Genomic DNA, 23,293 nt, shown 5'->3' with positions numbered 1-23,293 from the left:
TTCGGATGGCTTCATGACCGGTGCGATCCTTGTCCTGAACGGCGGTTCTTCCAGCCTGAAGTTCGCCGTCTTCGAGGGACGGGAGCAACTACCGCTGCTGTTGCGGGGCAGTATCTCCTCTCTGGGCCAACGGCCGCGGCTGCGCGTCGAGGCTGCAGCTGGCAGGCCAGAGATCGACAGGAACGTAGGCGACGCACCAATCGATATGAACAAGGCGTTTGCGGCGGCGGCCTCCGTGCTCGCCGATAGGGGGTTCTTGCGTCGCATCGACAGGGTCGGCCACAGGATCGTTCACGGCGGGCGTGACTACACCGAAGCGACACTGCTCGACGAACGCACGCTCGAAACATTGCGCCTGCTGGAGCCGATGGCGCCCATCCACCAACGGATCAATCTCGAGATTGTCGGGCTGGCCACTGAATTTCTGCCGCAGGCCGTCCAGATCGGGTGCTTCGACACGGCGTTTCATTCGACCCGGCCGCAGCTTGCCAAGCTCTATGGGCTGCCGCGCGCGATGACCGAGGCGGGCATCGTTTCCTACGGCTTTCATGGGCTGTCCTACAGCCATATCGCTGCGAAGCTGCGTAATCGCTACGGCGCGCTCGCCGGCGGCCGCACGATCGTGGCCCATCTCGGCAGCGGTGCCAGCCTGTGCGCGATGGACGCCGGACGAAGCATAGCCACGACGATGGGGTTTTCCACCCTGGACGGCCTGGTGATGAGCACGCGTTGCGGCGCGCTCGACCCGGGGGTCATCCTCCACTTGCTGCAGGAGCGGCGGCTGTCTGCGGACGAACTGGTCACGCTACTCTACGAGCAATCGGGTCTGCTCGGTGTGTCTCAAATATCGGGTGACATGCGAACACTGATCGCCTCAGACGATCCTGCCGCCGCCGAGGCTGTCGACCTCTTCGTCTATCGCATCGGACGTGAGATAGGATCGCTGGCCTCTGCCATGCAGGGACTGGACACACTGGTGTTCACCGCCGGCATTGGCGAAAATGCGCCGTTGGTCCGTGAGAGGATTTGCGTTGCCGCTGCCTGGCTTGGAGTCGGTGTCGACGAGGAGCGAAACCGAGAAGGCCAGGAGTTGGTCAGCACTGCGACTTCTCGCGTCGATGTCCTTGTCATTCCAGCGGATGAAGAAAGCGCTGTGGCCGCGGAGATGCTCGTCTTTCGATCTGCCCGGGAGCCACTGCGGTAGTTCTAGGCGGCCGATCGCGCTCCCAGCTTCCGCCGAACAAGCACAAGTGTTGCATCGTCGGGATCGGTAGTGACGGCAAAGCCCATATCGCGCTCGAGCTCGATCGCAGCATGGTTTTCGCGGCTCTCGATCGACTCAATTGCTTCGAGGCCGAGTTCTTCGGCATATTTCGCAATATAGGCGAGCAGCTCCCAACCGACGCCCAAATGTTTGCGATCCGCGCGAATGCAGATCGCGACCTCGCCGATCCGATCGGCTCGATCGCTTGCCAGTGTCGCAACCGCGATCAGTGTTCCGTCGTCCGACAACGCAAGAAAATTATGGATATGGGCGTCGTCGGAGCGCGTCATCGCCATCAGCCGCTCATGCGAGACTTCCTCCACGGCCCCGAGAAAGCGGAAGCGCAGGTCGTCAGCAGTCACATGAGTGAAGAACTCGGCCAGCATTGGCTCATCTTCAGGGCGCGCGCGGCGCACTTCGAAGCGAAAGCCGGTCTGGGTGGTAAGTGCGTTGTCCATCGTCGTGTGCTCCTTGAGCTGAGGCCGGTTCCGCGACGTCATGGTCGTCTCGGTTTCCCGGTGGGCGCCGTCATTCGCCCATCGCCTGCAATACGTCCTGCTTGACGATTTCGATGCTCCGCAGGTTGAGCAGGCGGATGACACCCTTATCCTTCAGCCGGGTGAAGACCCGCGACACGGTCTCGATGGTGAGGCCGAGATAGTCACCGATATCCATACGCGACATTGGCAACTCAACCTGCCGCAATCCGCCCTGCCGCTCGCCTAGGTCGACAAGGAAGGCGGCGACGCGTTCGATCGCGTTCTGGCGACCGAGGACAAGGAGGTGTTCCTGCGCGCGGGTTAGGCCCTTGAGCGCCAACGGCAGCAACTGATGGGACATGTCAGCTCCGGCAGCAAGGCGGAAGGTGCGGACCCCGGTGGCGTTGATCGCTTCGGCGAAGAAATGGTGCGTCGCGTCGGCTTCGAAGCCGAAGGTCTCTCCGGCGAGGTGGAAGGCGCTGATCTGCCTGCGGCCGTCTGCGAGCAGGCGATAGATGCGCACGGCGCCGAATTCGACCTGGTATAAGGCGCCCGCCCTCTCCCCTTGAGCATAAATCTCCGAACCGGCGGGAAAGAAGCTGATGGGCTGTTGCGTTTCCGAGCCAAAGGCCGCCGGCAGGCTTGGCTGAGCAGAATGCGGCGACAATGATATTCTGGAGGCGGTGTAGGCGTGCATGGCTGTCTTCCCGGTTGTTCCGTGACACAGCAATCGCGCGAATCCGTGGTTCGCGAAATTCGGTTTTGTCCCTACGGGAAACTACCTAGTCGCGCGGATTGTTGATCCACATCAAGTGGCTAGGCGCGCCGGTCGCTTAAGTCCTCCTTCGCTTTGGGCGGTAGCAATAGGGAGTCGTTTCGATCTTGCATCGGAACGGCTGGGTGGGCAGCGATGTATCTTCCGCAATTCCTGGTCGGAATGTTTGTCACCTCGACCATCGTCGCGGTGTGGACCTACGCGGTAACGGGCTCGGTCTGGACAGCATTGGGCTGGGCGACTATCGACTTGGTCGTTCTGCAGGTTGGATGCGTAGTCTTTGTCATACGCCTGGTTTTCAAAAGCGCGACGGCAGACGCTGAAGCAGACTCAGCGTCACTCAGCCATGTTGCGCCACCCCAAAGAGACGGCACGTTGCTTTAGTCGCCCCCAATGATCGCGACGCAGCCGTATCAAATCACTCGCGGCACGCGCCTTGCCACTCTTGGCCAAACTCTGGGACAAGGTTGAATGCGCATTGCAATCCTGTCTGACATCCATGCCAATCGCGAAGCGTTTGACGCGGTCATGGAAGCTGTTCACGAACGCGGCAGTCCAGACGAGTTGGTATTGCTGGGAGATATGGTCGGCTACGGTCCCGATCCCATCTATGTGATCGAGAAGGCCGCCCATCTGATGGCTGACGGCGCGCTTTGCATAATGGGCAACCACGACGAGGCAGTGGCGCTGAATCTAGGCAATATGACTGAGACCGCGCGGTTCGCCGTCCAGTGGACTCGCGAACGCATCACTCCGGCACATCTTGATTTCCTGGCGCGATTGCCGCTCTCGCTGCAATCCGAAGACCGCCTTTACGTGCACGCAAGTGCGGAGCGACCGGGGAAGTGGCCCTATATACGCGACCTGGACGCAGCAGAACGCTGTCTCTCGGCAAGCGACGCCCGCTTCGTTTTCTGCGGCCACACCCACATTCCCGCCATCTACTACGCGCTGCCCGGTCGCCGACCGGTGCATTTTCAGCCGCATGACAATGTGGCTGCACCCCTGTCGGAGATGAGGCGGCACCTGGTGATCGCCGGCGCGATCGGCCAACCGCGCGACGGCAACCCGGCAGCGTGCTTTGTTCTTGTCGACACGCAGCGGCAAGAGGTCACGATGGTTCGTGTTCCCTATGATCACGAAGAAACAGCCCGCAAGATCCACGCCGCCGGCCTGCCTGGATGGCTTGGCATGCGGCTGAAGATTGGCCGCTAGGTTTCAAGGAGACCTATCTGATGCGACGGTTTGAGGCAGGCGCGGTCATCGATGGTTTCGAGCTGGTCGAAAAGCTTCCCTCCGGCGGCATGGCATCGCTTTGGCGGGCGACCAACCCGCGGTACGATTTTTCGCTTGTGCTGAAGATCCCCTTTCTCGACCCGGGCGCGGATGTTTCCGTCATCCTCGGATTCGAGGTGGAGGAGCTGATCCTGAAACGCCTGTCGGGACCACATGTGCCGCGTTTCGCTGCGTCCGGCAGCCTGGCGCAGGTTCCCTACATAGCCATGGAGTTCGTGGTCGGAAAGGGCCTTGCAGATATCGTCGGCAGCGCGCCTCTGCCTATGGACGAGGTGGCAAGGATCGGCATCGAGATGGCGACGGCACTCGCTGCCTTGCACCGGCAGAAAGTCGTTCATCTCGATCTCAAGCCAGAGAATGTCATTCTCACCAAGCGCGGTGCGGTGCTCCTCGACTTCGGGCTCGCCCGACATGCAGAGCTTCCCGATCTTCTCGGCGCGGAAAGCTCAGTGCCAATGGGCACCGCCGCCTATATTTCACCCGAACAGGTGCTCGGGGAGCGATCCGATCCAGCAAGTGACCTGTTCGCGCTGGGTTGCATCCTCTATCAGCTGGCCACGGGTGAGGAGCCGTTCGGGCGGCCGGCGACTTTGGCGGGAATGAAGCGCAGGCTCTATCATGCGCCTAGATTGCCGCGGGGTATCAACGACGCCATTCCGCGGTGGCTGGAAGCCATCATTCTGAAATGCATGGAAGTGGACAGATCTCAACGATACGTCGAGGCGGCACACATCCTGTCCGATCTGAGGAGCCCTGACCAGGTGGTCGTTGCCAGGCGCAAGCCCCGGAACGAGGGTGTGTGGGGTGCGATCACCAGCCTGTTTCGCAAGACGGACGACAGGTCGCTCGTTAGCAGGCCGAGTTCGACAAGGACACAGGCCGGACCGTCGATTGTTCTTGCCGCAGTCGACCTGGCCAATGGCGGCGATGCGCTGGCGGGCGAGGTTCTCAACGAAACCGCCCGCGTGCTGGCCTCGCGAGAGGATTCGTGGCTGGCCTGCGTGACGGTCCTGAAGACCGAAATCATCGGCGAGACCCCGGCGACCGACGAAACAGGGCGCTCGGTCTATTTGAAGCGGCTCGTAGCTCTCAAGGATTGGGCCTATCCACTGCATATGCCGGAGGATCGCATCAGCTATCATGTGCTTGAAGCTGTCAGCCCCGCCGATGCGATCCTCACCTACGCCGAGCACAATGACGTCGGGCATATCGTGGTTGGAGCGCGGGCGTCCTCGGCAATCCGCCGTCACCTCGGCAGCGTCTCGACCAAGGTCGTGGCACAGGCCCTTTGCTCGGTTTCTGTGGTCCGTTTGAAGGCAGTCGAGGAACAAGGGCGGCGGCCGCTTTGATGCGCTTCGATCAGGACGGTATCAAAATCGCTGCGCTAAAGCGCTCGCTCGCCGAGATTGCGCATCTGGCTAATCCACTTCGCGCGGGTCGCATCGCTGGCGCCAGCGACCATGCCGAGCAAGGTCTCGCGCGCCGGAGTGATGCCGACAAAATGCAGAATGCTTCGCTTCATGCCGGCGATGCCGTGTCCGAGGAACCATAGCCGGTAGACTACGGAAGGCATGCCCATCGTCACCACGACGCGCGCAGAGCGGCCGCGAAGCAGCGTCTTGGTGAAGCCGCCGCCCTTGTCGGGGTAGGCGAAGGCCGTCCCTGGCCGCATCACCTGTTCCAGAAATGCCTTGAGCAGAGCCGGCATGGTTCCGAGCCACAGCGGGAAGACAAAGACGATGTGCTCCGCCCAGACGATCGCTTCGGCGGCGTCCTTCAGTTCGACGGGCAGCGCGCCATGTTCGAACTCCTGCATCGTCCGCAGCATCGGAAATTCAAGCGCTGCCAGATCGACCCGGCGGACGGCGTGCCCCGCCCTTTCCGCGCCCTCGCCATAGGCCTTGGCAAGGCCGCGGCAGAGCCGGTCCGGGGATGGGTCGGGATGGCCAACCACAATCAGGATGCGTCGTGACATGGTCTACCCCGGGCGTGCGTGGCGCTGCCGCATCAGGGCCGCTCGACCCTTGCCACCTGGTAGGTGTGCATGGCGCCGTTGCGCTCGATCGACACATATTCACCGGTCACGAATCGTTCGTCGCCGAGATGAAAGCCGATTTCGTCGTCGCGGTCGCCTTCGGCGTAGTCGAAATACCACTGTCCGCCAGGCTTGCGCCTCAGCCGGCCGATCAGGTCTTCCTCGCCGGTGCGGAAGCGGCGAACACGGCAAGAGGCCCTGTGCGATTTCCACTCTTCCGCATCGATCTGGCCTTCGCCGGTCAATGGAGCCAGCACGTCATAGCCTTCTTCGCGGTCGCCTTCCGGATGGCCCTTTTCGCGCGCGAGCAACAGCCGCACGTGGCGGAATTTCGGGGTTAGGTCCTTCAGACCGGTCATGGCGACGTCCTTTCGGGGAGATCCATAGAACAGTCGCGGCCGCTTTCCCTTGATCCGCATCAAAGAAAGAACTGCGCTTCGATCGAGGGATAGGCAACAGCATTGCGCAGGCGCCCAAGGTCGCTGCGATCAGGGTTGCGGCTGCTAGTGGCAATCAAAACTTGACCGGACCGGCGGAGATCGCGAGCAGCCGAATGTCCGGATGCCGGCTGTGCGACTGCGATCGAGCGCATCCCGCTCCTGCCAGCCACGTTCCAAGCCGACAAGGAGACCTATCGCAAGCGCAAGTCCGAGCCGGGCGATGAGCGGATCCATTGCCGGCAACTTTCAGGCGGCGACCGTCGGCAGGCGGTCGCGAACCCACCTGACGATCTGGCCTGCCGTCATTGCGCCGGATATGCGCGCAATCTCGCGTCCGCCATGAAAGAGGATCATGGTCGGGATGCTGCGAATGCCGAGCCTGGTTGCGACAGCCTGCTCATTGTCGGAATTGAGTTTGATCAGGCGAACATGTGGCTCCAGTTCAATTGCTGCCGCTTCATAGGCCGGTGCCATCATCGTGCAGGGGCCGCACCAGGGTGCCCAGACGTCGACGACAACTGGAAGGCCGCTGCGCGCGATCTGATTATCGAAGATCGCGGCATCGACATCTTCGGGATGCCCGGAAAACAGCCTGTTCCCGCACTTTCCACATTTCGCCTCCGTGGCATTGCGACCCGGCGGCAGGCGGTTGACGCCACCGCATTTGCTGCAAACCACCAAATTCTGCTGTGCCATGGCCATTCACCGATTTTGCGCTCGACCACTATGGGCGCCACAGATGACCATCGCCAAGGGTCCGCAAAGCGTTCAGGATAACCGCCACGTCAATCCCTTCCTGAAGCAGCGCTCCGGCAACCGGGGTGATCTGCCCCATGGCCGCTGCGATCATTGCCAGTCCCGACAGCGCCAGCCCGGCAATGATGCTTTGCAAGGCGATCGATCGCGTTCGCCGTGCAATCCGGACTGCATCGGCGACGGGCTGCAGCCTGTCGGTCAGCACGATGACGTCCGCCGCCTCGGAGGAGGCGGTCGCACCACGTGCGCCCATGGCGACACCGACCGTTGCCGCCGCCAGGGCAGGGGCATCGTTGATGCCGTCGCCGATCATCATCGTCGGCGCCAGGGCTTTCTCGGCTTCGACCGTCGCGACTTTTTCAGCAGGGGCCGCATCGGCGACGATCGCGTCGAGGTCGAGCAAGGTGGAGATGCGCTTGGCTGCCACTCTGTCGTCGCCCGTGAGCATGACCATGCGTAATCTCGCCCGGCAGGGCGTGAAGGTTACAGTCGAGCGGCTGCCGAGTTCGAACCATTCGGTCGCGGACGTGCTCCGTCAGCATGCCGGCGACGTTGCGGCCGAACTTTTGGTCATGGGCGCCTATGGTCATTCCCGGCTGCGCGAGCGGATTTTCGGTGGCGTGACCAAGTCGATTCTTGAGGGGCAATCGCTGCCGGTCTTGATGGCGCGATAATAATTCAACGGGTGGAGAAAAGGGCCGGTGCAGATTGCGCCGGCCTTTTCCATTTTTCGCGAGATCCGATGGGACGACTACTCGCTCGCTTCCCGTCCGGACACCTGCTCGATCAGGATCCGGAAGAAAATGTGCGGTTCAGTGTCGGCTGTGGGAGCGACGACGGGCTTGAGTGCACCAGGCTCCCACCAGTCGGGGTGCTTGCTCAGCACCGACCAGGCATGATCCCGCTGAAGCTTGTGGCCGACCCGATCAGGCAGCTCTTCATATCGCCCGTCGACAACGACGCTTCTCCATCCTCGGCCCTGGCCATGTTCGTCAACCTGGACGGACACCAGCGGATTGGCCCGCATCCACTCGATCTTCTTTCCCGGCATTGAGAACGCATAAAGATGAGCATCCGAATGGGCGTAGTAGAATGGCACGACGTAGGGTTGCCCGTCCTTTGCGCATGCCAGGCGACCGATGCGATTGGCTGTGAGGATTTTCGTGCATTCTAATGCTGAAAGCGTGCGGACCAGCATGACTCGATCTCCTATTTCCCTCGGTTGGTCCATGGCCTTGATTTCGTGGCGGCATTCAGGCCCGCGCCGGCTGCGTGTTGCGCATCTCGGACCTGTCGGCCCAATCGCGACAGGACGGCCTCGCCCACCGCAGCGACGACCTCGCCGTCCGTAAGCTGAGGAAACCACAGATAGTGGTAGCTCAGGGCACGGAAATGTCCTGGCTGACTAAGGCAAACCACGCGATCCGCTTCCCGTGCCAGTTCAACGACCGTCTCTTGCGGTGAAACGGGAATTGCCACGACGATTTCCCTCGGTGACCGGCGTTTTAGGGCGCGGATCGCGATTTTCATGGTCGTACCGGTTGCGGCCCCGTCATCGACGATGATCGCCGTTTTTCCCGCAATCGAGATCGGTTTGGTCTTCGCGCGATAGGCGGCGCGCTGGCGTTCGAGTTCTGGTCGCTCATTTGCAATCAGCACACGTAGCTGGCCTTCGTCGAGCGCGTAGGTCTCGACAATCTCACGGTTCAAGACGACCTCGCCAGGGTCGCCATCGACGATCGCGGCAACAGCCAACTCGGGATTGCCCGGAGCGCCGACCTTGCGGACGATAAGCAGGTCAAGAGGAGCATTGAGAGCTCTGGCCACCTCCACTGCGACGGGCACGCCGCCACGCGGCAACGCCAGCACGACAGGCTGATCCAGTTGAAGTCTGCCTAGTTCAAGGCCAAGCTTCACGCCAGCGTCTTTCCGGTCGCGGAACATCGGTCAATCCACCGGCCACAGTTTTCGCAGCGACTTCTTCATCGAGTTTCTGACCTGTGCGACCTCGCCATGCGAAATGTGACGGTCGAGAAGCTTGAACACGGCGTTGATCGCGACATCGAAATCGACGTCGTCATCATAGCCGAAGCAGCTTCTGACACTGAGAACGAAATCGCGTTTCTTGCGGTCGCTACTAGGCCCCGACGGGTTCCAGCCTTCGAAGTACATGCCGCGAACCAGAACAGGCAATTGCGCTGAAAGATCGGCCATTTCCGATTCCGGCAGCCAGTCTCGGATCGTGTGCAAAACGCACCTCAGAAGTCGGCACGCGCTCGGTTCGCTCCAACAGAGGTCTGCGGCGAGTTCCCTGACCCATTGCTGCGCCTGTTGAGCAGCGTGCGTAAAGTCAGCAGAGGACGTGTGTGAACTATGACCCATGGCGATGCTCTTCGAAGATTTGAGTTCCATTCCTAAGGCGGCGAAAAGCTTCGAGCATTGAGCCGGATCAAATTGCTCATAGCCAAAAGGGGCTGAAGACCGTTTGAGCAGGCGGCGGCTTCAGCCGCCCGACTTCGGCACCAGCAGGGGAACAATCCGGTCGCTTTTGGCGACAGCAGGCCGGCCTGCCGAACCGTAGGGAATGCCTAGTGCATCCCAGGTCTCGACCAGCGCGTCTTGCAGTCCCGCAATCAGCGCATCGGTGTGGAACGGCGTCGGGGTGATGCGCAGCCGCTCGGTGCCGCGCGGCACGGTCGGGTAGTTGATCGGCTGGATATAGATGCCATGCACGCCGAGCAGGCGGTCGCTGGCCATCTTGCAGAGTTCGGGGTCACCGACCAGCACCGGCACGATATGGGTGGGCGACTCCAGCACCGGGAGGCCGGCGGCGGCAAGCACCTCCTTGGTCCGCGACGCCTGGCGCTGCTGCGCATCGCGTTCGGCCTGTGAGCGCTTCAGGTGGCGGATGGAGGTGGTGGCGGCGGCGGCGATCGCCGGCGGCAGCGCCGTGGTGAAGATGAAGCCCGGCGCATAGGAGCGCACCGCGTCGATGATGGCGCTGTTGCCGGCGATATAGCCGCCGAGCGTGCCGAACGCCTTGGCGAGCGTTCCCTCGATGATGTCGATGCGGTCGGCCAGGCCCTCGCGCTCGGTGATGCCGCCGCCGCGCGGTCCATACATGCCGACAGCGTGGACCTCGTCGACATAGGTCATGGCGTTGTAGCGCTCGGCCAGCTCGACGATCTGCTTGATCGGCGCAATGTCGCCATCCATCGAATAGACGCTCTCGAAGACGATCAGCTTGGCGCGTTCGCGACCCGCCGCCTGCAGCAGGCTTTCGAGATGCGCAACGTCATTGTGGCGAAAAATCTTCTTTTCGGCGCCCGAGCGCCGCACGCCCTCGATCATCGAAGCGTGGTTCAACTCGTCCGAGATGATCAGGCAGTTGGGCAACAGCCGCGCAATGGTCGAGATCGAGGCCTCGTTGGAGACGAAGCCGGAGGTGAAGACCAGGGCCGCTTCCTTGTCGTGCAGGTCGGCCAGTTCCACTTCGAGCTCGACCAGCGGGTTGCTGGTGCCGGAAATGTTGCGGGTGCCGCCGGCGCCCGATCCCATCTTGCCGGCCGCGTTCTGCAACGCGGCGATGACATCGGGGTTCTGGCCCATGCCGAGATAGTCGTTGGAGCACCAGACGGTGATTTCCTCGGCGCGGCCGTTGGAACGCCAGATGGCGCGCGGAAACTTGCCGACAATGCGCTCGAGATCGGCGAAGACGCGGTAGCGTCGCTCGGCATGGAGCTGGTCGATCGCTTCCTCGAAGAACCGCTGATAGTTCATGTCAAGCATTCCTCTGGCCAAGAATTGGTCGGAACGGGCATCAAATCGAAGCCCTCCACATCTTCTATGACAGGGGAAACAGCCCGCATTGAGCCACGTCAAATTTTGCGGGCAGCCGGAGATTCAGGCGAGACCGCAACAGGACCGGTTCTCGGGTCTGGACGGCCGCACACATCGGTGCAAAAGCGCCGACCAATGGATCTCAAAAATGATTCAAATCAAAGCGCGGAACGATCATTTCGTCGATCGTGGGAGGATGTGGAATCTGATCGCAAGCGCTCCGTTTGGTCGCAGTCTGGAACTGGCCGTCATTGACGAAGAAGGCCTGCACGCGCTCATATTCCCGTGCGAAAAAGGACGCGAAGGCTGGAGGGACGCCATTACCGGCGTGCGCGTGGATATACGTCCAACGCACTGGCGCGACTGGAAACCAGGAACCGCGCAGGTCAGCTCACTTCAAGACTCGCCCTAATGCTTGGAGTCAGCGATCAAGGCCATACGCACGAGATGCGACAGGCTGGCCGCACCCATCTTGCTCATAACATTTGCGCGATGGATCTCGACCGTGCGCGGGCTGATCCCGAGATCATAGGCAATCGTTTTGTTCGGCAGGCCGGAGACAAGCCCGTCGAGGACTTGGCGCTCGCGCTCCGAAAGCGTGGATAGGCTACGCCGGATATCCGCGGCCTGTGGGTGCGTCGCGACCGCATGATCGCGGTTGTCGAGGGCCGAGCGGATCGCATCGATCAGGATTTGATCGTCAAACGGCTTTTCGATGAAATCGGCCGCCCCTTCCTTCATCGCCTGGACGGCCAGCGCGACATCGGCGTGGCCGGTCATGACAATGACCGGGATCGCATGGTCCCGGGACCTGAGCTGTCGCAGGAACTCGATGCCGTCGATTCCGGGCATGCGCACGTCGGTTACGATACAGCCGTCGATAGTCTTCGGCGCCGTTGCCAGGAAGGCCGATGCGGACTCATGCAGCCGTACTGCAAAATCGGCTGTCGCAAGGAGGAAGCCGAGCGACTTGCGGACGTCGACGTCATCGTCGACCACATGCACGACATCATTGCCGGCCATCAGCGACCTCTTCCCTTTCCACGATGCGCAAGGTGAACCGGAAAGCGGTTCCTCCACCGGGCATTGCCTCGGCCCAGATATGGCCGCCATGCGATTCGACGATAGTGCGGCAAATGGACAGGCCGACACCCATGCCCTGTTTCTTTGTGGTGACGAAAGGCTGGAAAAGCTGAGCCGAAACCTCCGGCGCCAGGCCGGGGCCGGTGTCGATCACGCTCACTTCGGCCATGCCGTCATCACGTGCGGTGGTTGCCACGCGCAACTCGCGGCGTGGTGCGCCCTGCATGGCTTCCACCGCGTTTCGCATCAGGTTCAACAGCACTTGCTGGATCTGGATGCGGTCAGTCAGGACGAGTTCGGCCGCCAGGTCAAGATGATAGCTGACCCGCACATCGGCTTCCCTCGCGCCGACAAGAGCCAAGGAAGACGCCTCCTCGATCAATGCCGGCAGGCGTTCAACCTGACGCTCGCTCTCGCCTCGTGCGACAAAGTCCCGAAGGTGACGAATGACGTCGCCAGCTCTCAAGGCCTGCTCAGCCGCCTTTTCCACCGCTTCCCGCAGCATAGGTGCGTTCTCTTCTTGGCTCTTCTCGAGCAGCCTACGACTGCCTTTGAGGTAGTTCGTGATGGCGGTCAGAGGCTGGTTGATCTCATGAGCGAGCGTCGAAGCCATTTCGCCCAGCGCCGTAAACCGCGCCATGTGCAGCAACTCCTGCTGCTGCTCCTGGATTCTTGCTTCTGCCCGGTGACGTTCGGTCAGGTCGCGGCAGAAGCCGGTAAAGAAACGTCCGGTTCCCGGGTGCATCTCGCCGACGGAAAGCTCCATGGGGAAAGTCGTCCCATCCTTGCGCGCGCCGGTGACGGTACGGCCGAGCCCGATGATTCGGCGCTCTCCGGTCGTCAGATAGCGTAGCAGATAGGCATCATGCTCATCGCGGTAGGGCAAAGGCATCAGCATATTGACGTTCTTACCAATGACCTCGCCTGCCTGATAGCCGAACAGCGTCTCGGCGGCGGTACTAAACGACTGAATCCGCCCCTGTTCGTCGATGACGACCATCGCGTCCGGCACTGTTGCCAGGATCGATCGCAAATGGTCCTCACGCAGCCGAAGTGCCGCGTTTGCAAAGGAGAGTTCGCTGACATCCGTGCCTTCAATGAAGATCGCGGTGATGCGGCCATCGTCGGCTTTGATCGGCTGATAGACGAAATCCAGGATGCGTTCTTCGACCGGCCCGTCGACTTGGTTGCGAAGGCCGACTTTCAACCCGTCGCCCCTATAGGGCTCGCCGGTCGCATAGACATTGTCCAGATGTGCGAGAAACTCATGTCCTTGGAGTTCGGGAAAGGCGTCTTCGACTGACTTTCCAATCACTTGCCTGTTGCCGATCAATTCCTGGTAAGCGGCATTGGTCAATTCGAAAACGTGCCCTGGCTCGCGCAAGAGCGCTATGAAGCCCGGAGCTTGATCGAACATACGCGACAACAGTGATTTCAGGGTCGTCCCGCTGGGCGACAAACTGAGCGCTTCGTCTATGATCACCTCAAATTCCTGGGTTCGAGACGGTGCTATCGAGGCTAACTATCACTTCTCGCCGCGCAGGCAAAACAGATCGAGAAGACGTTTCGCAAGAGATTCAATTGTGGAACGCAATTGGTGGGCCTTTGACGCGCGTCAAGGCATCGGGCGCTGGCGCATGCGATCCACACTCTGCACCGTTTCAGCGAAAGGCACCGCAATGTCCTACAAGTCCATTATCGTGAACCTCGCCATCGATGCGACTCCCGCGCCCATTGTGCGGGTCGGGATCGAACTTGCCGAACGATTTGGAGCACATCTTATCGGCTTGGCGGCAGCGGATGTCCCACCTCTCGTCGCGACGGACGAAGGCATGGTATACGAAGGTAAGGTCATGCAGACCCAACGAACGGAAATCGAAAGGCGGCTTGCGGAATTGCGTGCCGAGTTCGAGAGACTGGTGCCAGCTTCAATTACCAGCGAATGGGGGCAAGCAGTCTGCAGTCCGACCCGCTTCCTCAGCGCTTCGGCCAGAGGGGCCGACCTCATTGTCACCGGCGGCGTGGATGGAGACAACGTCTTTCGCGCCGTGGATATCGGCAGCCTCGCGCTCGGTGTGGGGCGGCCAGTCCTGGTTACCGGAGGCAATGTCGAACACATCCTTGCGAAAACCGTACTGGTTGCCTGGAAGGACACCAGGGAGGCGAGACGGGCGGTGGCCGATGCGCTGCCATTTTTGGCCAAGGCCAACGAAGTTGTCGTCGCCACGATAGACACCAACCGCGATGAAAATACTCGTGACAGCCTCGACGATGTCGCCGTGTTTCTTGAGCACCATGGCATCAGAGCGCGAACCGAACTGATCACCGGCGAGGCTGACGGCGACCTTCTGCTGACATTCGCACGCTCGATCCATGCAGATGTGATCGTGTCTGGCGCCTATGGCCACAGCCGGCTGCGGGAGTGGGCCTTCGGCGGCGTGACGCGCACGCTGATCGCTGACTGCAGCATCAACCGGTTCTTCTCCAACTGACGGCCTGACATGGGGCATCCGTCGACCCGCGGCTCAAGCCAGGGGATGTCGCCGTCTATGTGATCCTGGCGGCGCGCCAGCCCTCGGAAAGCGAGATGGCCGACAGCACGGCCGCGCAACAGAACAGCAGATACGCGCCCATCAGCACGTACATGATCACGCCTGCGGCCCCCGCGGCCAAAAAGGAAAGGATGGGGCCAGCATGGAGGCGCAGACGCGCCTTCCCTGCTAGCATTGCTTCGTCTCCTAATGCGTTGTGGAAGACCTTGCAGGAACAAAGGTCCATTTCAATAAGCGCAATTCCAGCAGGCCTGTTGATCGAGATCAACCTATCGCCCCGTCACTTCGGCAATCATGGCCGGCAGACAGGAGTGACCGACATGACCTTCCTCGACTATCTGATGTCAGTCGACGCCAGAACGGCGTTGATGGGCCGCATGATGAAAACACTCGGCGTCGACAGGCCCTTGAAAGTCGTAGCCGACCATGCGGCCGTCACCAGTCGGGCAGTCGACCGCTGCCGCTCATGCGGGCATCAGGATGAATGCTCGATCTGGCTCGATGGACACGAGCAGGCCGATGATCCGCCGGACTACTGCCGCAACCGTGACCTTATTGCGCGACTGCAACACATTTCTGGCGCGCGCTAGCGATTCCAGCGCCGGAACCCAGGCGCCTGCCGTCAGGATGCGGCTATGACCGATAACAGCATGGCTCTTCCCACAGGATACGAAGTTTGGAATCCGTCGTTCTTTTCGAAGCCTTTCTACTCTTTGTCGCACCTGGGCCCACCAACGCCCTTTTGCTGGCCGGTAGCGTCAAGGGGCATCGGACGTTGACGCTTTTGACTGCGCAGGGATGCGGTTATGGGATTGCTGCCGCCTGCTGGTTTTCGCTGCGTCCTTGGATGCTGCCCGGGGCCATCGAAACCCTCAAGTTGATCGCAGCTCTATGGCTTGCAGTCCTCGGGCTGCGCCTCTTCATTCGCGCCAGGATCAGTATGCCCAGGGCAGGTGGAGGCATTTCCGTGCTGACAACCAGTACCATCAATCCAAAGGCGTTTATCTACTGCCTGGCGATCGTGCCAGTGGACAGCGGGTCACGTGCACTGGGGGTCTACTGGGTTGTGCTGCTTCTGATCACGCTTGCTACCGGATCGGTGTGGGTTCTGCTTGGCAAGAGGCTTAGCGATGACGGAAGCTTGGCTGACAGGGTGGCTGGGCGCGGCGCTTGTTGCGTTCGCGCTTCTGCTGGTACGACCTTGATGCAGTTCAGCGCGACCCAGCAGGAATGGCGAAAGCGGCAACGGCCTCGCCAGCCTACTCTGATTAGAAAACGAGCAATACGGAGAATGGTCCGGCAATGGACAGGCTATGCTCAATAGCCCTTTACGCCTGCGATTTTCTGCGCCGCCACAATGGCCCGCGCTTTGTCAAATTTGCGCGTGCCTGATCAACCTTCCCCAGTGCGACGTAGGACCGCGTTAAGGTCGTGTAACCTTCAATGTCGCCTCTTTTTACTAAGCGACACGCGAGCGATCAATGCCGGCGGTCAAGGACCTCAGCCGATGACGCAATTTTTTCCGCAGCCAGGGGCCTAGGAAACGAGGATGGCGGACAACGGTCCGGTGCAGAAAAGATTGTCCTTCACCGATCTGACGCCCGGGACGTTTTCCGCGGCCACGATCGCCGCCTGGCGCTCGCGTTCGTCGAATATGACGCCGCTCAATTCCACCGCACCATTTTCCACGGCGACGCCGACCATGTCGGCTCGAGCCCATTTCTTTGCCGAGAGTTCCGCTACAATCTTGTCTCGGATCTCGTCGTCGCTGGCCGGGGTAGACGACGTATTTGACAAGACGCCCACCAACGCGCGAACGAGATCAGAGCGGGTGACGATGCCGACCACCTTTCCCTCGGCGACGACCGGAATGCGCTTGAAATTGTGACGGGTCATCAGATTGACGACTGCCGCAAGTGACGTTGTGGGCGATACGGTGACGACGCTGTCGCTCATCACCTCGTCGATACGACGTGCGTTGGCCTGGACATATTCTTCGGCCGCCTTCCCCGAACTGACCAGAAATTCCAGCCAACGTGGGCGCTTGCGCTGCGTGCCCAGTTCCCGACGGCGAAGGAAATCGCCTTCGCTGACGATACCCACAAGGGCACCGTCGCTGCGAATGACGGGAAGGCCGCTGATCTTGTTGGTGAGCATCAATCCGGCCGCCTCTGCGATCGATGCTGACGGATCTATTGCGATGACCGGCTTGCTCATAATGGCTTCGGCTTGCATGTCGCTCTCCGCAGTTTCCAATTCTCCGACTTCTTAGAAGTCAGATGCACGAAGCGCGTTGATCTGAATCATTTTCAGGCCTGGCAATGCAAAACGGCTTGCAGGATCTCGCTTTGCTCGTCGGGCAGAACCCCGAAGAACGGCAGTCGCAATATCAGCAATCGGTCCAGCAGCCGAAGCGGCTTCCCACGAGCAATTGTTCGCCTTCACTCGTGCGGTAAGTCCTTTCTTGTCCCGCGTATGCACCAGCGCAAATTCTCCCAACGCATATTGGACTATGTGGCGTCAAACGGCGAACGCCGCGACCTCGAAACAAAGGACAAGTCGATGAAATTTTCCAACGTGGTGCAAATGCTCAACAAGGGCGGAAATGGCACCTTACATATCTGTAAGATTTCGGCCACAATTGCGGGAAGATTCGAGCCCAATTGAGCCAAGGTTTCCTTGTTATTCAGTATCGCGACCGCGAGACTGTTTTAATCGTCAGGGAAACAAAATGTCAGAAACAAAACTCGGCTATTCATCTTATCAAATCGCGCTTCATTGGATCATAGCGGCGCTGGTGCTTTTTCAACTGTTCTTTGGCGAGAGCATGACGACAGTGGTTGATGCGGCTGAAGATAGAGCCGCAGTTTCGCCCGCCGATCAGACGTTAGGCTCTGCCCACTACTGGGTCGGGATTTCGATCTTGGTCCTCGTGGTCGCGCGGCTGATAATGCGCCTGGTATCGGGTGCCCCCAAGCCCGCGGACCGCGGCCCTGGCTGGATGCAGGTCGCCGCACGGGTCTCGCACGGGCTCTTCTATCTACTCTTGCTTGCGACGCCGTTTGTTGGGCTTCTTGCCTTCTACGCTGGCGACCCATGGGGCGACATACATTCGCTCAACAAGCCCGTGTTTATCATCCTCATTTCCACCCATGCCTCGGCGGCGCTGTTTCATCAATACTGGCTTCGTGATGGGACGCTCAGGCGGATGCTGTCGTCCGGCCGATAAGGCGGGCACCGTGGCGGCGAAACATCCTTGGCCGATTGGCTCCAAGGCACCGCCATGCCGGGAAGGGGCTGCCATCGCATTTCCGTCAGGACGGCGTCTTGGTTGCCGATAGCGCGCTTGCCAAGCATGACGAGCGCAATAGGGAAGGAAGGCGCCGACGGCCTCGTGTCCAAGGGATGTGGGAGGGGAGCAGAACCCGATAGGACTCTGCTTTGCGTCCCCGCATTTTCGCAGCTACGAAACCATCATCACCGAGAAAGGATCTGTACGGAGGAAGAGGCCGTCCTTGACCTGCCCGACGCCGGCGACTTTCTCCGCCGCAACGATCGCTGCCTTCCGTTGACGCTCGTCGACAATCGCCCCCCTCAGTTCGACAACGCCGTTGCTGACCCTCACATCAATCAAGTCACCAACGCTCCAAGTTTGTGGTTGCAGTTCGGCAAGTATAGCCTTGCGGATCAGGTCGTCATCGGGTGGCGTGGCGCCCTGTTTCGGCATGGCGCGGATCAGGACAAGCAGCAAATCAGTTCGCGTGATGATGCCGACGATCCTTTCCCGATCGATAATCGGCACATTGTTGATGCGGTGTTGCATCATCAAGTTTGCAATATCTGGAATCGAGGCGCCTGGAGGCGCCGAAATGACGGCTGTGGTCATCACCTCATGGATGATCCGTCCGTTCGACCGCACATAGTCATGGGCGGTTGTGCCCGGACCAAGATCAAACTCCAGCCAGCGAGGACGCACCCGCTGAGTCCCAAGTTCCTCTCGGCGCAAGAAGTCGCTTTTGCTTACAATGCCAACCAGGGCTCCGTCGCTGTCCGTTACCGGGAGGCAGCTGACTTTGTTTGAAAGCATGAGCTCGACCGCCTCGGCGATCGTCGCGTCCGCATTCGTCGTGATGACTGGCTTGGTCATTATGGCTTCGGCTTGCATCCTCACCCTCCTGATTTTGTGAGACGATGATGGGACATCGCGACCCGCGGAGCTTTGATCTGAGTCACTTCGAACGAGGGACATTCTGTGCGCCGTCGTCGCGGTCGATGAGAATGCGCTCCGCCGCGCCATCGAGATCCTCGTACTGGCCGCTTCTCAACGCCCACAGGAAGCCGAACAGGCCGAGCGCACCGAGAAACAGGGCCACCGGTATGAGATAGACGAGCGTCGTCACGATGTGTGCGCCAATTTCTTGATGCCCGCAGAGCGTCTGTCGCCGGGGACAGGTCTGGCTGGAACACTTGGCATGGACCCTTGCAGGCGCAGCGCATTTCCGATGACAAGCAGCGATGACGCCGACATGGCGATCGCGGCGATCAACGGCGTGACGTGCCCCAGAATGGCGATTGGCACCGCAATGGTGTTGTAGACGACCGCGATGGCGATGTTTTGCCGGATCAGCCGCCCGGCCTGCCGCGAGACATCAAGGGCGAGAGGCACCGCTGAAAGGCTCTCGCGCAGGAAGACGAAATCGGCGGCGTTTCGGCCGATGTCGGCGGCGGTCGCCGGGGCAAACGAGACATGGGCTGCGCCGAGCGCCGGCGTATCGTTGAGGCCATCGCCGACCATCAGGACCTTGTGGCCCGCCCTGGCCAGCGCTTCGATCTCTTCGACCTTGCCGGAAGGCAGGAGGCATGGAACGAAGCGGTCGACATCAAGCGTTGCTGCGACTTTACCGCAGGCAATGGCGGTGTCACCCGACAGCATCTCCACCCTGACCTTTGCGTCTCTTAGCTGCGCGATCGCGGTGCGCGCATCGGCGCGCAGCGCGTCCTCGAAAGCAAAGGTCGCGACGATGGTTCCGTTCTTCGAAAGGACGGTCCCGCCAACCCCTCCAAATTTGCCTTCGCCACCTGTCCTTGCCTTCCACCCCGCCCAGCCGCGCCGGCCGAGGCGCCACGTGTCGCCCTCGGCCGTGGCTTCGATCCCGAAGCCGGGGTGCTCGCTCACCGCGTCCAGGATAGGCTGACCGGCATACCCCGCGAAACCGGCGATTGCCTTCGAGAACGGGTGACGGGAGTGCGCCGCCATCTCCGCGGCCATCGCCAGCATGGTCGGGTTGATCGACGAGGCGTTGACCAGCCGCGGCTGGCCGAGCGTGAGCGTGCCGGTCTTGTCGAACACCGCCGTGTCGATTGTCGCCAGGCGCTCCATCGCCGATCCGTCCTTCACCATCACGCCATTCTCGAACAGACGCCGCGCCGCCACAACCTGCACGATCGGCACGGCGAGGCCGAGGGCGCATGGGCAAGTGATGATGAGGACCGCGATGGCAATCGTGATCGCCCGGTGCCAGTCGCCGGAGGCCAGGATCCAGCCGATGAAGGTCACAAGCGCCGTCAGATGGACCACCGGGGCGTACAGCGCGGAGACACGATCTGCGATACGGCGGTAGCGCGCGCGGCCACCCTCGGCGGCTTCCATCAGCCGAACCATCTCCGCCAGGAAGGAATCCTTGGCTGCAGCGGTCGCCTCGATTGTCAGCGGACCGGTAAGGTTGAGCACGCCCGCTTGCACGGCTTCGCCCGGCGCCACGTTTTTCGGCGTGCTCTCGCCGGAAACCAGCGAACAGTCGAGATCCGACGTTCCGTGAATGATGGTGCCGTCGACGGGTATCCTTTCTCCGGCCGCGATCAGCATGTGCATTCCCGGTTCAATCTCGCCGACGGGCAGGTAGTCGCACGCGCCGTCGCCGCGCAGCATCATGGCCCCGCGCGCGGCCAGCCGCGACAGGCCGTTCACCGCGGTCCGCGCCCGCTCGCGCATGACGTGGTCCAGCGTGCGGCCGATCAGCAGGAAGAACAACAGCGAGACAGAAGCGTCGAAATAGGCGTGGTCGCCATGGTTGATCGTCTCGTAGAGGCTCATGGCATAGGCGAGCGAGACACCGACGGCGATCGGCACGTCCATGTTCATGCGGCCGTGGCGAAGCGCGTTCCAGGCCGAGCGGAAGTAGATGCCGCCGGCGAAGGCCAGGGCAGGGATGGCAATCAGCGCCGAAACCCAATGGAACAGGTCGCGCGTGGCACCTTCGGCGCCGGACCAGACCGATACGGAAAGCAGCATGATGTTGCCCGCGGCAAAACCGGCGACCGCGACGGCGCGGATCAGTTCGGAGAGCGTCTTGTCCTTCTCTTCGACTTCGGGATCGAACAAATGCGCCTGATAGCCCAGCCGGCCAAGCGTGGCCACGAATGGCGGGACCTCCTCTCCACGCCAACGGATCGAAACCCGTTTCGTCGACAGGTTGACGCGGGCGGCATCGACATGATCGAGCTTGCCGATCGCCGTCTCGATCGACTGTATGCAGGCGCCGCAATGGACCATCGGCACCGACAGATCGGTCTGGCGAAGCCCTCCGCCGAGCGAGCGGCTCGCCAATTTGATTTCCTGGCTTGAGGGCAGGACGGATGTCACGTTGTCCAGGTCCAAAGCCATTTCGGCGCCTGGTGCACAGCAACTCATTGGATCGCCCCTTTGGAAATCATGATGCGGCGAACGTCGCGATAGGGTTCGGCGAGGCCGGCATCGGCATCGATCTCGACGATCCAGACACCGTCCCTCGGCGTGTGTCGCGCGCTGAACGCCTGCTCCGGGCCTGACGCCAGGGTGATGGCCTTGTCCTCGGTCTCATAGGCAGGATGACGAAACAGCACCTTGACGCCATGCAGCGGGACAGACTTGCCAGCGGCGTCGCTCAAGGCGTAGCGCACAGTGCCCGAGGCGATCGTCAGCTTGCCGGTCCAGCCAAGTGCTGCTTGCGCCCGTCCTTCCTTGGCTTTCTCGTTGAATTGCTGGCTGGCCACATAGGTGTTTTCGACGACGAGACCGGTCCAACTGGTGCTGGCAAGTGTTGCCATGGTGACGTTGACGCCGATCACCACGCCGAAGAAGCCGAGGATCGTGAGCAGCATGTGCCTGCCGGTGAACTCGCGGGATTTCTGCGAACGGGCACTCATCTGGCGGTCTCCGGTGCATTGAACGTGGCGGTGTATTCGGCGGATTCGAGGCCAGCCTTGTCTTCGATGCGGAACTTGAAACTCTGCGCGATTGCCTCGATCTGGTCCGCCGGCTGGCGCACGAAGACCTTGAGCACCTTCAACCGATCGGGCTCGGCCAGCGTGTCGAACGAGCGTGCGGGAGGAAGCTCGATGCCGACCGCGGTCATCTCGGCGCCTGGCAAACCTTGCAAGGTGACGACGATCGCCCTCGGCTCGGGGATCATGTTGAGCAGCTTGACGGTATAGCCATTACGGATAGAGCCGTCGGAGAGCGTGACGAATTGCGGATTGCGGTCATGCAGGACGTTCAGCTCGAGCCGCTCGCGCGTGAGCAGCGAAACGAGCAGGGCAAGCCCGACCGCCGACCATGCACCAAGGTAGATGAAGGTTCGCAGCCGGAAGATTTTGCGAAGATGGAAGTGTGCCAGCCTGTCGGAGAAGCCGCCATCAGCGTTCCGCACCAGCGTGGGGTCCACCGCGCGTGAACCGTCCGCGGTGGCAACAGCTATGTTGGCGTTGTAGTCCGACAACGTCGCATAGGAGATCAGTCCGCGCTCCCTGCCAAGCTTGTCCATGACGCCGTCGCAGGCGTCGATGCAGAGCGCGCAGGTGATGCATTCGAGCTGCTGGCCGTCGCGAATGTCGATGCCCATCGGGCAGACGGCGACGCAGGCATTGCAGTCCACGCAATCGCCAACCGGTTGTCCGACGGCAAGCGCCTTCTTGGTGTGGCGCGAGCGAGGCTCGCCGCGCCAGTCATTGTAGGTAACGGTGAGCGAATTCTCGTCCAGCATGGCCGCCTGAATACGCGGCCAAGGGCACATGTAGGTGCAGACCTGCTCGCGCATCAGTCCGCCGAATGTGTAGGTGGTCGCCGTCAGCACGGCGATAGTCGCATAAGCGACCGTCGCGGCGGTGCCATTGAAGACATTGCCGATCAGTGTCGGCGCATCGGCGAAATAGAAGATCCAGGCGCCGCCGGTGGCTGCCGCTATGACCAGCCAGATGGCATGTTTGGATACACGCAGCACCAGCTTGCGTGCCGTCCATGGACCGGCGTCGAGCTTGATGCGGGCGTTGCGGTCGCCTTCGACCGCGCGCTCCACCACCAGGAACAAGTCGACCCAGACGGTCTGGGGGCAGGTGTAGCCGCACCAGGCACGGCCAACCGTGGACGTGATCAGGAACAGGCCGATGCCGGCCATCATCAGAAGACCGGCGACGTAGTAGAATTCCTGTGGCCAGATTTCGATGAAAAAGAAATAGAAGCGACGGTTGGCGAGATCGAGCAGCACTGCCTGGTCGGGCGCGAACGCGCCGCGATCCCACCGCAGCCACGGCATCAGGTAGTAGATGCCGAGCGTGATCGCCATCACCAGCCATTTGAAGCGGCGAAAGCTACCCGAGGCCCGTTTCGGGAAAATCTTCTTTCGCGCAGCATAGAGCGGTTGACGGCTCTTGGCGGAATTGACCGCCTCGGCCTCCAGCCGTTCAACCTGAGTCTGATCCAGCACGGTCATCTCCAATCACGTGCAAGCGATGATCC

The 23,293-nt window shown here is 61.2% G+C and carries 26 protein-coding genes and 2 pseudogenes; 9 read left to right on the top strand and 19 right to left on the bottom strand.

All coding sequences use genetic code 11. The annotated features are described in order from the left end of the window. Positions 1-13 precede the first annotated feature (13 nt). A complete protein-coding gene (locus tag FJV77_RS04415) occupies positions 14-1,204 on the top strand; it encodes an acetate/propionate family kinase (RefSeq protein ID WP_142865644.1) in 1,191 nt (396 codons plus the stop codon). Positions 1,205-1,206: 2 nt separating this feature from the next. Here FJV77_RS04415 and FJV77_RS04410 read toward each other — a convergent pair whose 3' ends face one another. Together FJV77_RS04410 and FJV77_RS04405 are read right to left on the bottom strand one after the other, a co-directional pair. Continuing rightward, positions 1,207-1,722 (bottom strand): GNAT family N-acetyltransferase, encoded by a 516-nt coding sequence (locus tag FJV77_RS04410; protein ID WP_142865643.1) that lies wholly within the window; start codon positions 1,720-1,722, stop codon positions 1,207-1,209. 70 nt (positions 1,723-1,792) lie between these two features. Beyond that, positions 1,793-2,440: a helix-turn-helix domain-containing protein gene (locus FJV77_RS04405; RefSeq protein WP_142865642.1), complete on the bottom strand. Its 648-nt coding sequence runs from the start codon at positions 2,438-2,440 to the stop codon at positions 1,793-1,795. A gap of 549 nt (positions 2,441-2,989) precedes the next feature. Between FJV77_RS04405 and FJV77_RS04395 the strand changes: the two genes are divergently transcribed. Both FJV77_RS04395 and FJV77_RS04390 read left to right on the top strand, forming a co-directional pair. Then, positions 2,990-3,733, top strand: a complete 744-nt coding sequence (locus tag FJV77_RS04395) for a metallophosphoesterase family protein (protein WP_142865640.1) — start codon at positions 2,990-2,992, stop codon at positions 3,731-3,733. 20 nt (positions 3,734-3,753) lie between these two features. Further along, positions 3,754-5,163, top strand: a complete 1,410-nt coding sequence (locus FJV77_RS04390) for a bifunctional serine/threonine-protein kinase/universal stress protein (protein WP_246691134.1) — start codon at positions 3,754-3,756, stop codon at positions 5,161-5,163. A gap of 35 nt (positions 5,164-5,198) precedes the next feature. On the opposite strand, the gene FJV77_RS04385 is transcribed toward FJV77_RS04390, so the two are convergent. From FJV77_RS04385 to FJV77_RS04365, 4 genes and pseudogenes are all read right to left on the bottom strand, one after another. Continuing rightward, entirely contained in the window at positions 5,199-5,789 is a 591-nt protein-coding gene (locus FJV77_RS04385; protein ID WP_142865638.1) for an NAD(P)H-dependent oxidoreductase, read from the bottom strand. Positions 5,790-5,821: 32 nt separating this feature from the next. Then, positions 5,822-6,208, bottom strand: coding sequence for a hypothetical protein (locus FJV77_RS04380; RefSeq protein WP_142865637.1), 387 nt, complete (start codon positions 6,206-6,208; stop codon positions 5,822-5,824). Between the two features lie 327 nt (positions 6,209-6,535). Continuing rightward, positions 6,536-6,985 carry a thioredoxin TrxC gene (gene trxC, locus FJV77_RS04370; protein ID WP_142865635.1) on the bottom strand — a complete coding sequence of 150 codons (450 nt, stop codon included), beginning with the start codon at positions 6,983-6,985 and terminating at the stop codon, positions 6,536-6,538. A 28-nt stretch (positions 6,986-7,013) separates the two neighbouring features. Then, positions 7,014-7,502, bottom strand: a pseudogene (locus tag FJV77_RS04365) (HAD-IC family P-type ATPase); the annotation flags it as partial. 4 nt (positions 7,503-7,506) lie between these two features. Here FJV77_RS04365 and FJV77_RS04360 point away from each other — a divergent pair. Next, positions 7,507-7,719, top strand: a pseudogene (locus FJV77_RS04360) (universal stress protein); the annotation flags it as partial. 77 nt (positions 7,720-7,796) lie between these two features. Here FJV77_RS04360 and FJV77_RS04355 read toward each other — a convergent pair. From FJV77_RS04355 to hemA, 4 genes are all read right to left on the bottom strand, one after another. Next, positions 7,797-8,243: a pyridoxamine 5'-phosphate oxidase family protein gene (locus tag FJV77_RS04355; RefSeq protein ID WP_142865634.1), complete on the bottom strand. Its 447-nt coding sequence runs from the start codon at positions 8,241-8,243 to the stop codon at positions 7,797-7,799. Positions 8,244-8,254: 11 nt separating this feature from the next. Beyond that, positions 8,255-8,989, bottom strand: coding sequence for a phosphoribosyltransferase (locus tag FJV77_RS04350; RefSeq protein ID WP_142865633.1), 735 nt, complete (start codon positions 8,987-8,989; stop codon positions 8,255-8,257). A 3-nt stretch (positions 8,990-8,992) separates the two neighbouring features. After that, positions 8,993-9,427 carry a DUF2267 domain-containing protein gene (locus FJV77_RS04345; protein WP_142865632.1) on the bottom strand — a complete coding sequence of 145 codons (435 nt, stop codon included), beginning with the start codon at positions 9,425-9,427 and terminating at the stop codon, positions 8,993-8,995. 120 nt (positions 9,428-9,547) lie between these two features. Further along, complete coding sequence (hemA, locus tag FJV77_RS04340; RefSeq protein WP_142865631.1) at positions 9,548-10,825, bottom strand: 5-aminolevulinate synthase; 1,278 nt, start codon at positions 10,823-10,825, stop codon at positions 9,548-9,550. An 88-nt stretch (positions 10,826-10,913) separates the two neighbouring features. Here hemA and FJV77_RS33355 point away from each other — a divergent pair, with 88 nt between their 5' ends. Beyond that, a complete protein-coding gene (locus FJV77_RS33355; RefSeq protein WP_348643809.1) occupies positions 10,914-11,297 on the top strand; it encodes a hypothetical protein in 384 nt (127 codons plus the stop codon). On the opposite strand, the gene fixJ is transcribed toward FJV77_RS33355, so the two are convergent. Continuing rightward, on the bottom strand, positions 11,294-11,908 hold the full coding sequence (fixJ, locus tag FJV77_RS04330; protein WP_142865630.1) for a response regulator FixJ: 615 nt from the start codon (positions 11,906-11,908) through the stop codon (positions 11,294-11,296). The two genes, FJV77_RS33355 and fixJ, sit on opposite strands and share 4 nt — an antisense overlap. Further along, positions 11,895-13,451 (bottom strand): PAS domain S-box protein, encoded by a 1,557-nt coding sequence (locus FJV77_RS04325; protein ID WP_142865629.1) that lies wholly within the window; start codon positions 13,449-13,451, stop codon positions 11,895-11,897. The genes fixJ and FJV77_RS04325 overlap by 14 nt, the downstream gene beginning before the upstream one ends. Before the next feature lie 196 nt (positions 13,452-13,647). Here FJV77_RS04325 and FJV77_RS04320 point away from each other — a divergent pair, with 196 nt between their 5' ends. Further along, positions 13,648-14,460: a universal stress protein gene (locus tag FJV77_RS04320; protein WP_185970197.1), complete on the top strand. Its 813-nt coding sequence runs from the start codon at positions 13,648-13,650 to the stop codon at positions 14,458-14,460. Between the two features lie 55 nt (positions 14,461-14,515). Here FJV77_RS04320 and FJV77_RS04315 read toward each other — a convergent pair whose 3' ends face one another. Next, positions 14,516-14,788 (bottom strand): hypothetical protein, encoded by a 273-nt coding sequence (locus tag FJV77_RS04315; protein WP_142865628.1) that lies wholly within the window; start codon positions 14,786-14,788, stop codon positions 14,516-14,518. A gap of 52 nt (positions 14,789-14,840) precedes the next feature. Here FJV77_RS04315 and FJV77_RS04310 point away from each other — a divergent pair, with 52 nt between their 5' ends. Both FJV77_RS04310 and FJV77_RS04305 read left to right on the top strand, forming a co-directional pair. Then, entirely contained in the window at positions 14,841-15,110 is a 270-nt protein-coding gene (locus tag FJV77_RS04310; protein ID WP_142865627.1) for a DUF6455 family protein, read from the top strand. Between the two features lie 86 nt (positions 15,111-15,196). After that, complete coding sequence (locus FJV77_RS04305) at positions 15,197-15,844, top strand: hypothetical protein (protein WP_246691133.1); 648 nt, start codon at positions 15,197-15,199, stop codon at positions 15,842-15,844. Between the two features lie 212 nt (positions 15,845-16,056). Here FJV77_RS04305 and FJV77_RS04300 read toward each other — a convergent pair whose 3' ends face one another. Next, a complete protein-coding gene (locus FJV77_RS04300; protein ID WP_142865626.1) occupies positions 16,057-16,755 on the bottom strand; it encodes a CBS domain-containing protein in 699 nt (232 codons plus the stop codon). A gap of 496 nt (positions 16,756-17,251) precedes the next feature. On the opposite strand from FJV77_RS04300, the gene FJV77_RS04295 reads away from it, so the two are divergent. Then, positions 17,252-17,749, top strand: a complete 498-nt coding sequence (locus FJV77_RS04295) for a cytochrome b (protein WP_142865625.1) — start codon at positions 17,252-17,254, stop codon at positions 17,747-17,749. Between the two features lie 234 nt (positions 17,750-17,983). Here the strand turns inward: FJV77_RS04295 and FJV77_RS04290 are convergent, their stop codons facing one another. The 5 genes from FJV77_RS04290 to ccoG form a co-directional block, all read right to left on the bottom strand. Then, positions 17,984-18,685, bottom strand: coding sequence for a CBS domain-containing protein (locus FJV77_RS04290; protein ID WP_142865624.1), 702 nt, complete (start codon positions 18,683-18,685; stop codon positions 17,984-17,986). Positions 18,686-18,749: 64 nt separating this feature from the next. After that, entirely contained in the window at positions 18,750-18,920 is a 171-nt protein-coding gene (ccoS, locus tag FJV77_RS04285) for a cbb3-type cytochrome oxidase assembly protein CcoS (RefSeq protein ID WP_142865623.1), read from the bottom strand. Next, positions 18,917-21,211, bottom strand: coding sequence for a cation-translocating P-type ATPase (locus FJV77_RS04280; RefSeq protein WP_142865622.1), 2,295 nt, complete (start codon positions 21,209-21,211; stop codon positions 18,917-18,919). Before FJV77_RS04280 ends, ccoS begins: the two co-directional genes overlap by 4 nt. After that, positions 21,208-21,705 (bottom strand): FixH family protein, encoded by a 498-nt coding sequence (locus FJV77_RS04275; protein ID WP_142865621.1) that lies wholly within the window; start codon positions 21,703-21,705, stop codon positions 21,208-21,210. The genes FJV77_RS04280 and FJV77_RS04275 overlap by 4 nt, the downstream gene beginning before the upstream one ends. Further along, entirely contained in the window at positions 21,702-23,261 is a 1,560-nt protein-coding gene (ccoG, locus tag FJV77_RS04270) for a cytochrome c oxidase accessory protein CcoG (protein ID WP_185970188.1), read from the bottom strand. The genes FJV77_RS04275 and ccoG overlap by 4 nt, the downstream gene beginning before the upstream one ends. Positions 23,262-23,293 lie beyond the last annotated feature (32 nt).

Source organism: Mesorhizobium sp. WSM4306, from assembly GCF_007003975.1.
GTDB lineage: Bacteria > Pseudomonadota > Alphaproteobacteria > Rhizobiales > Rhizobiaceae > Mesorhizobium.
The sequence above is the reverse complement of the archived record's forward strand: the minus strand, read 5'-3'. Positions and strand labels throughout refer to the sequence as shown.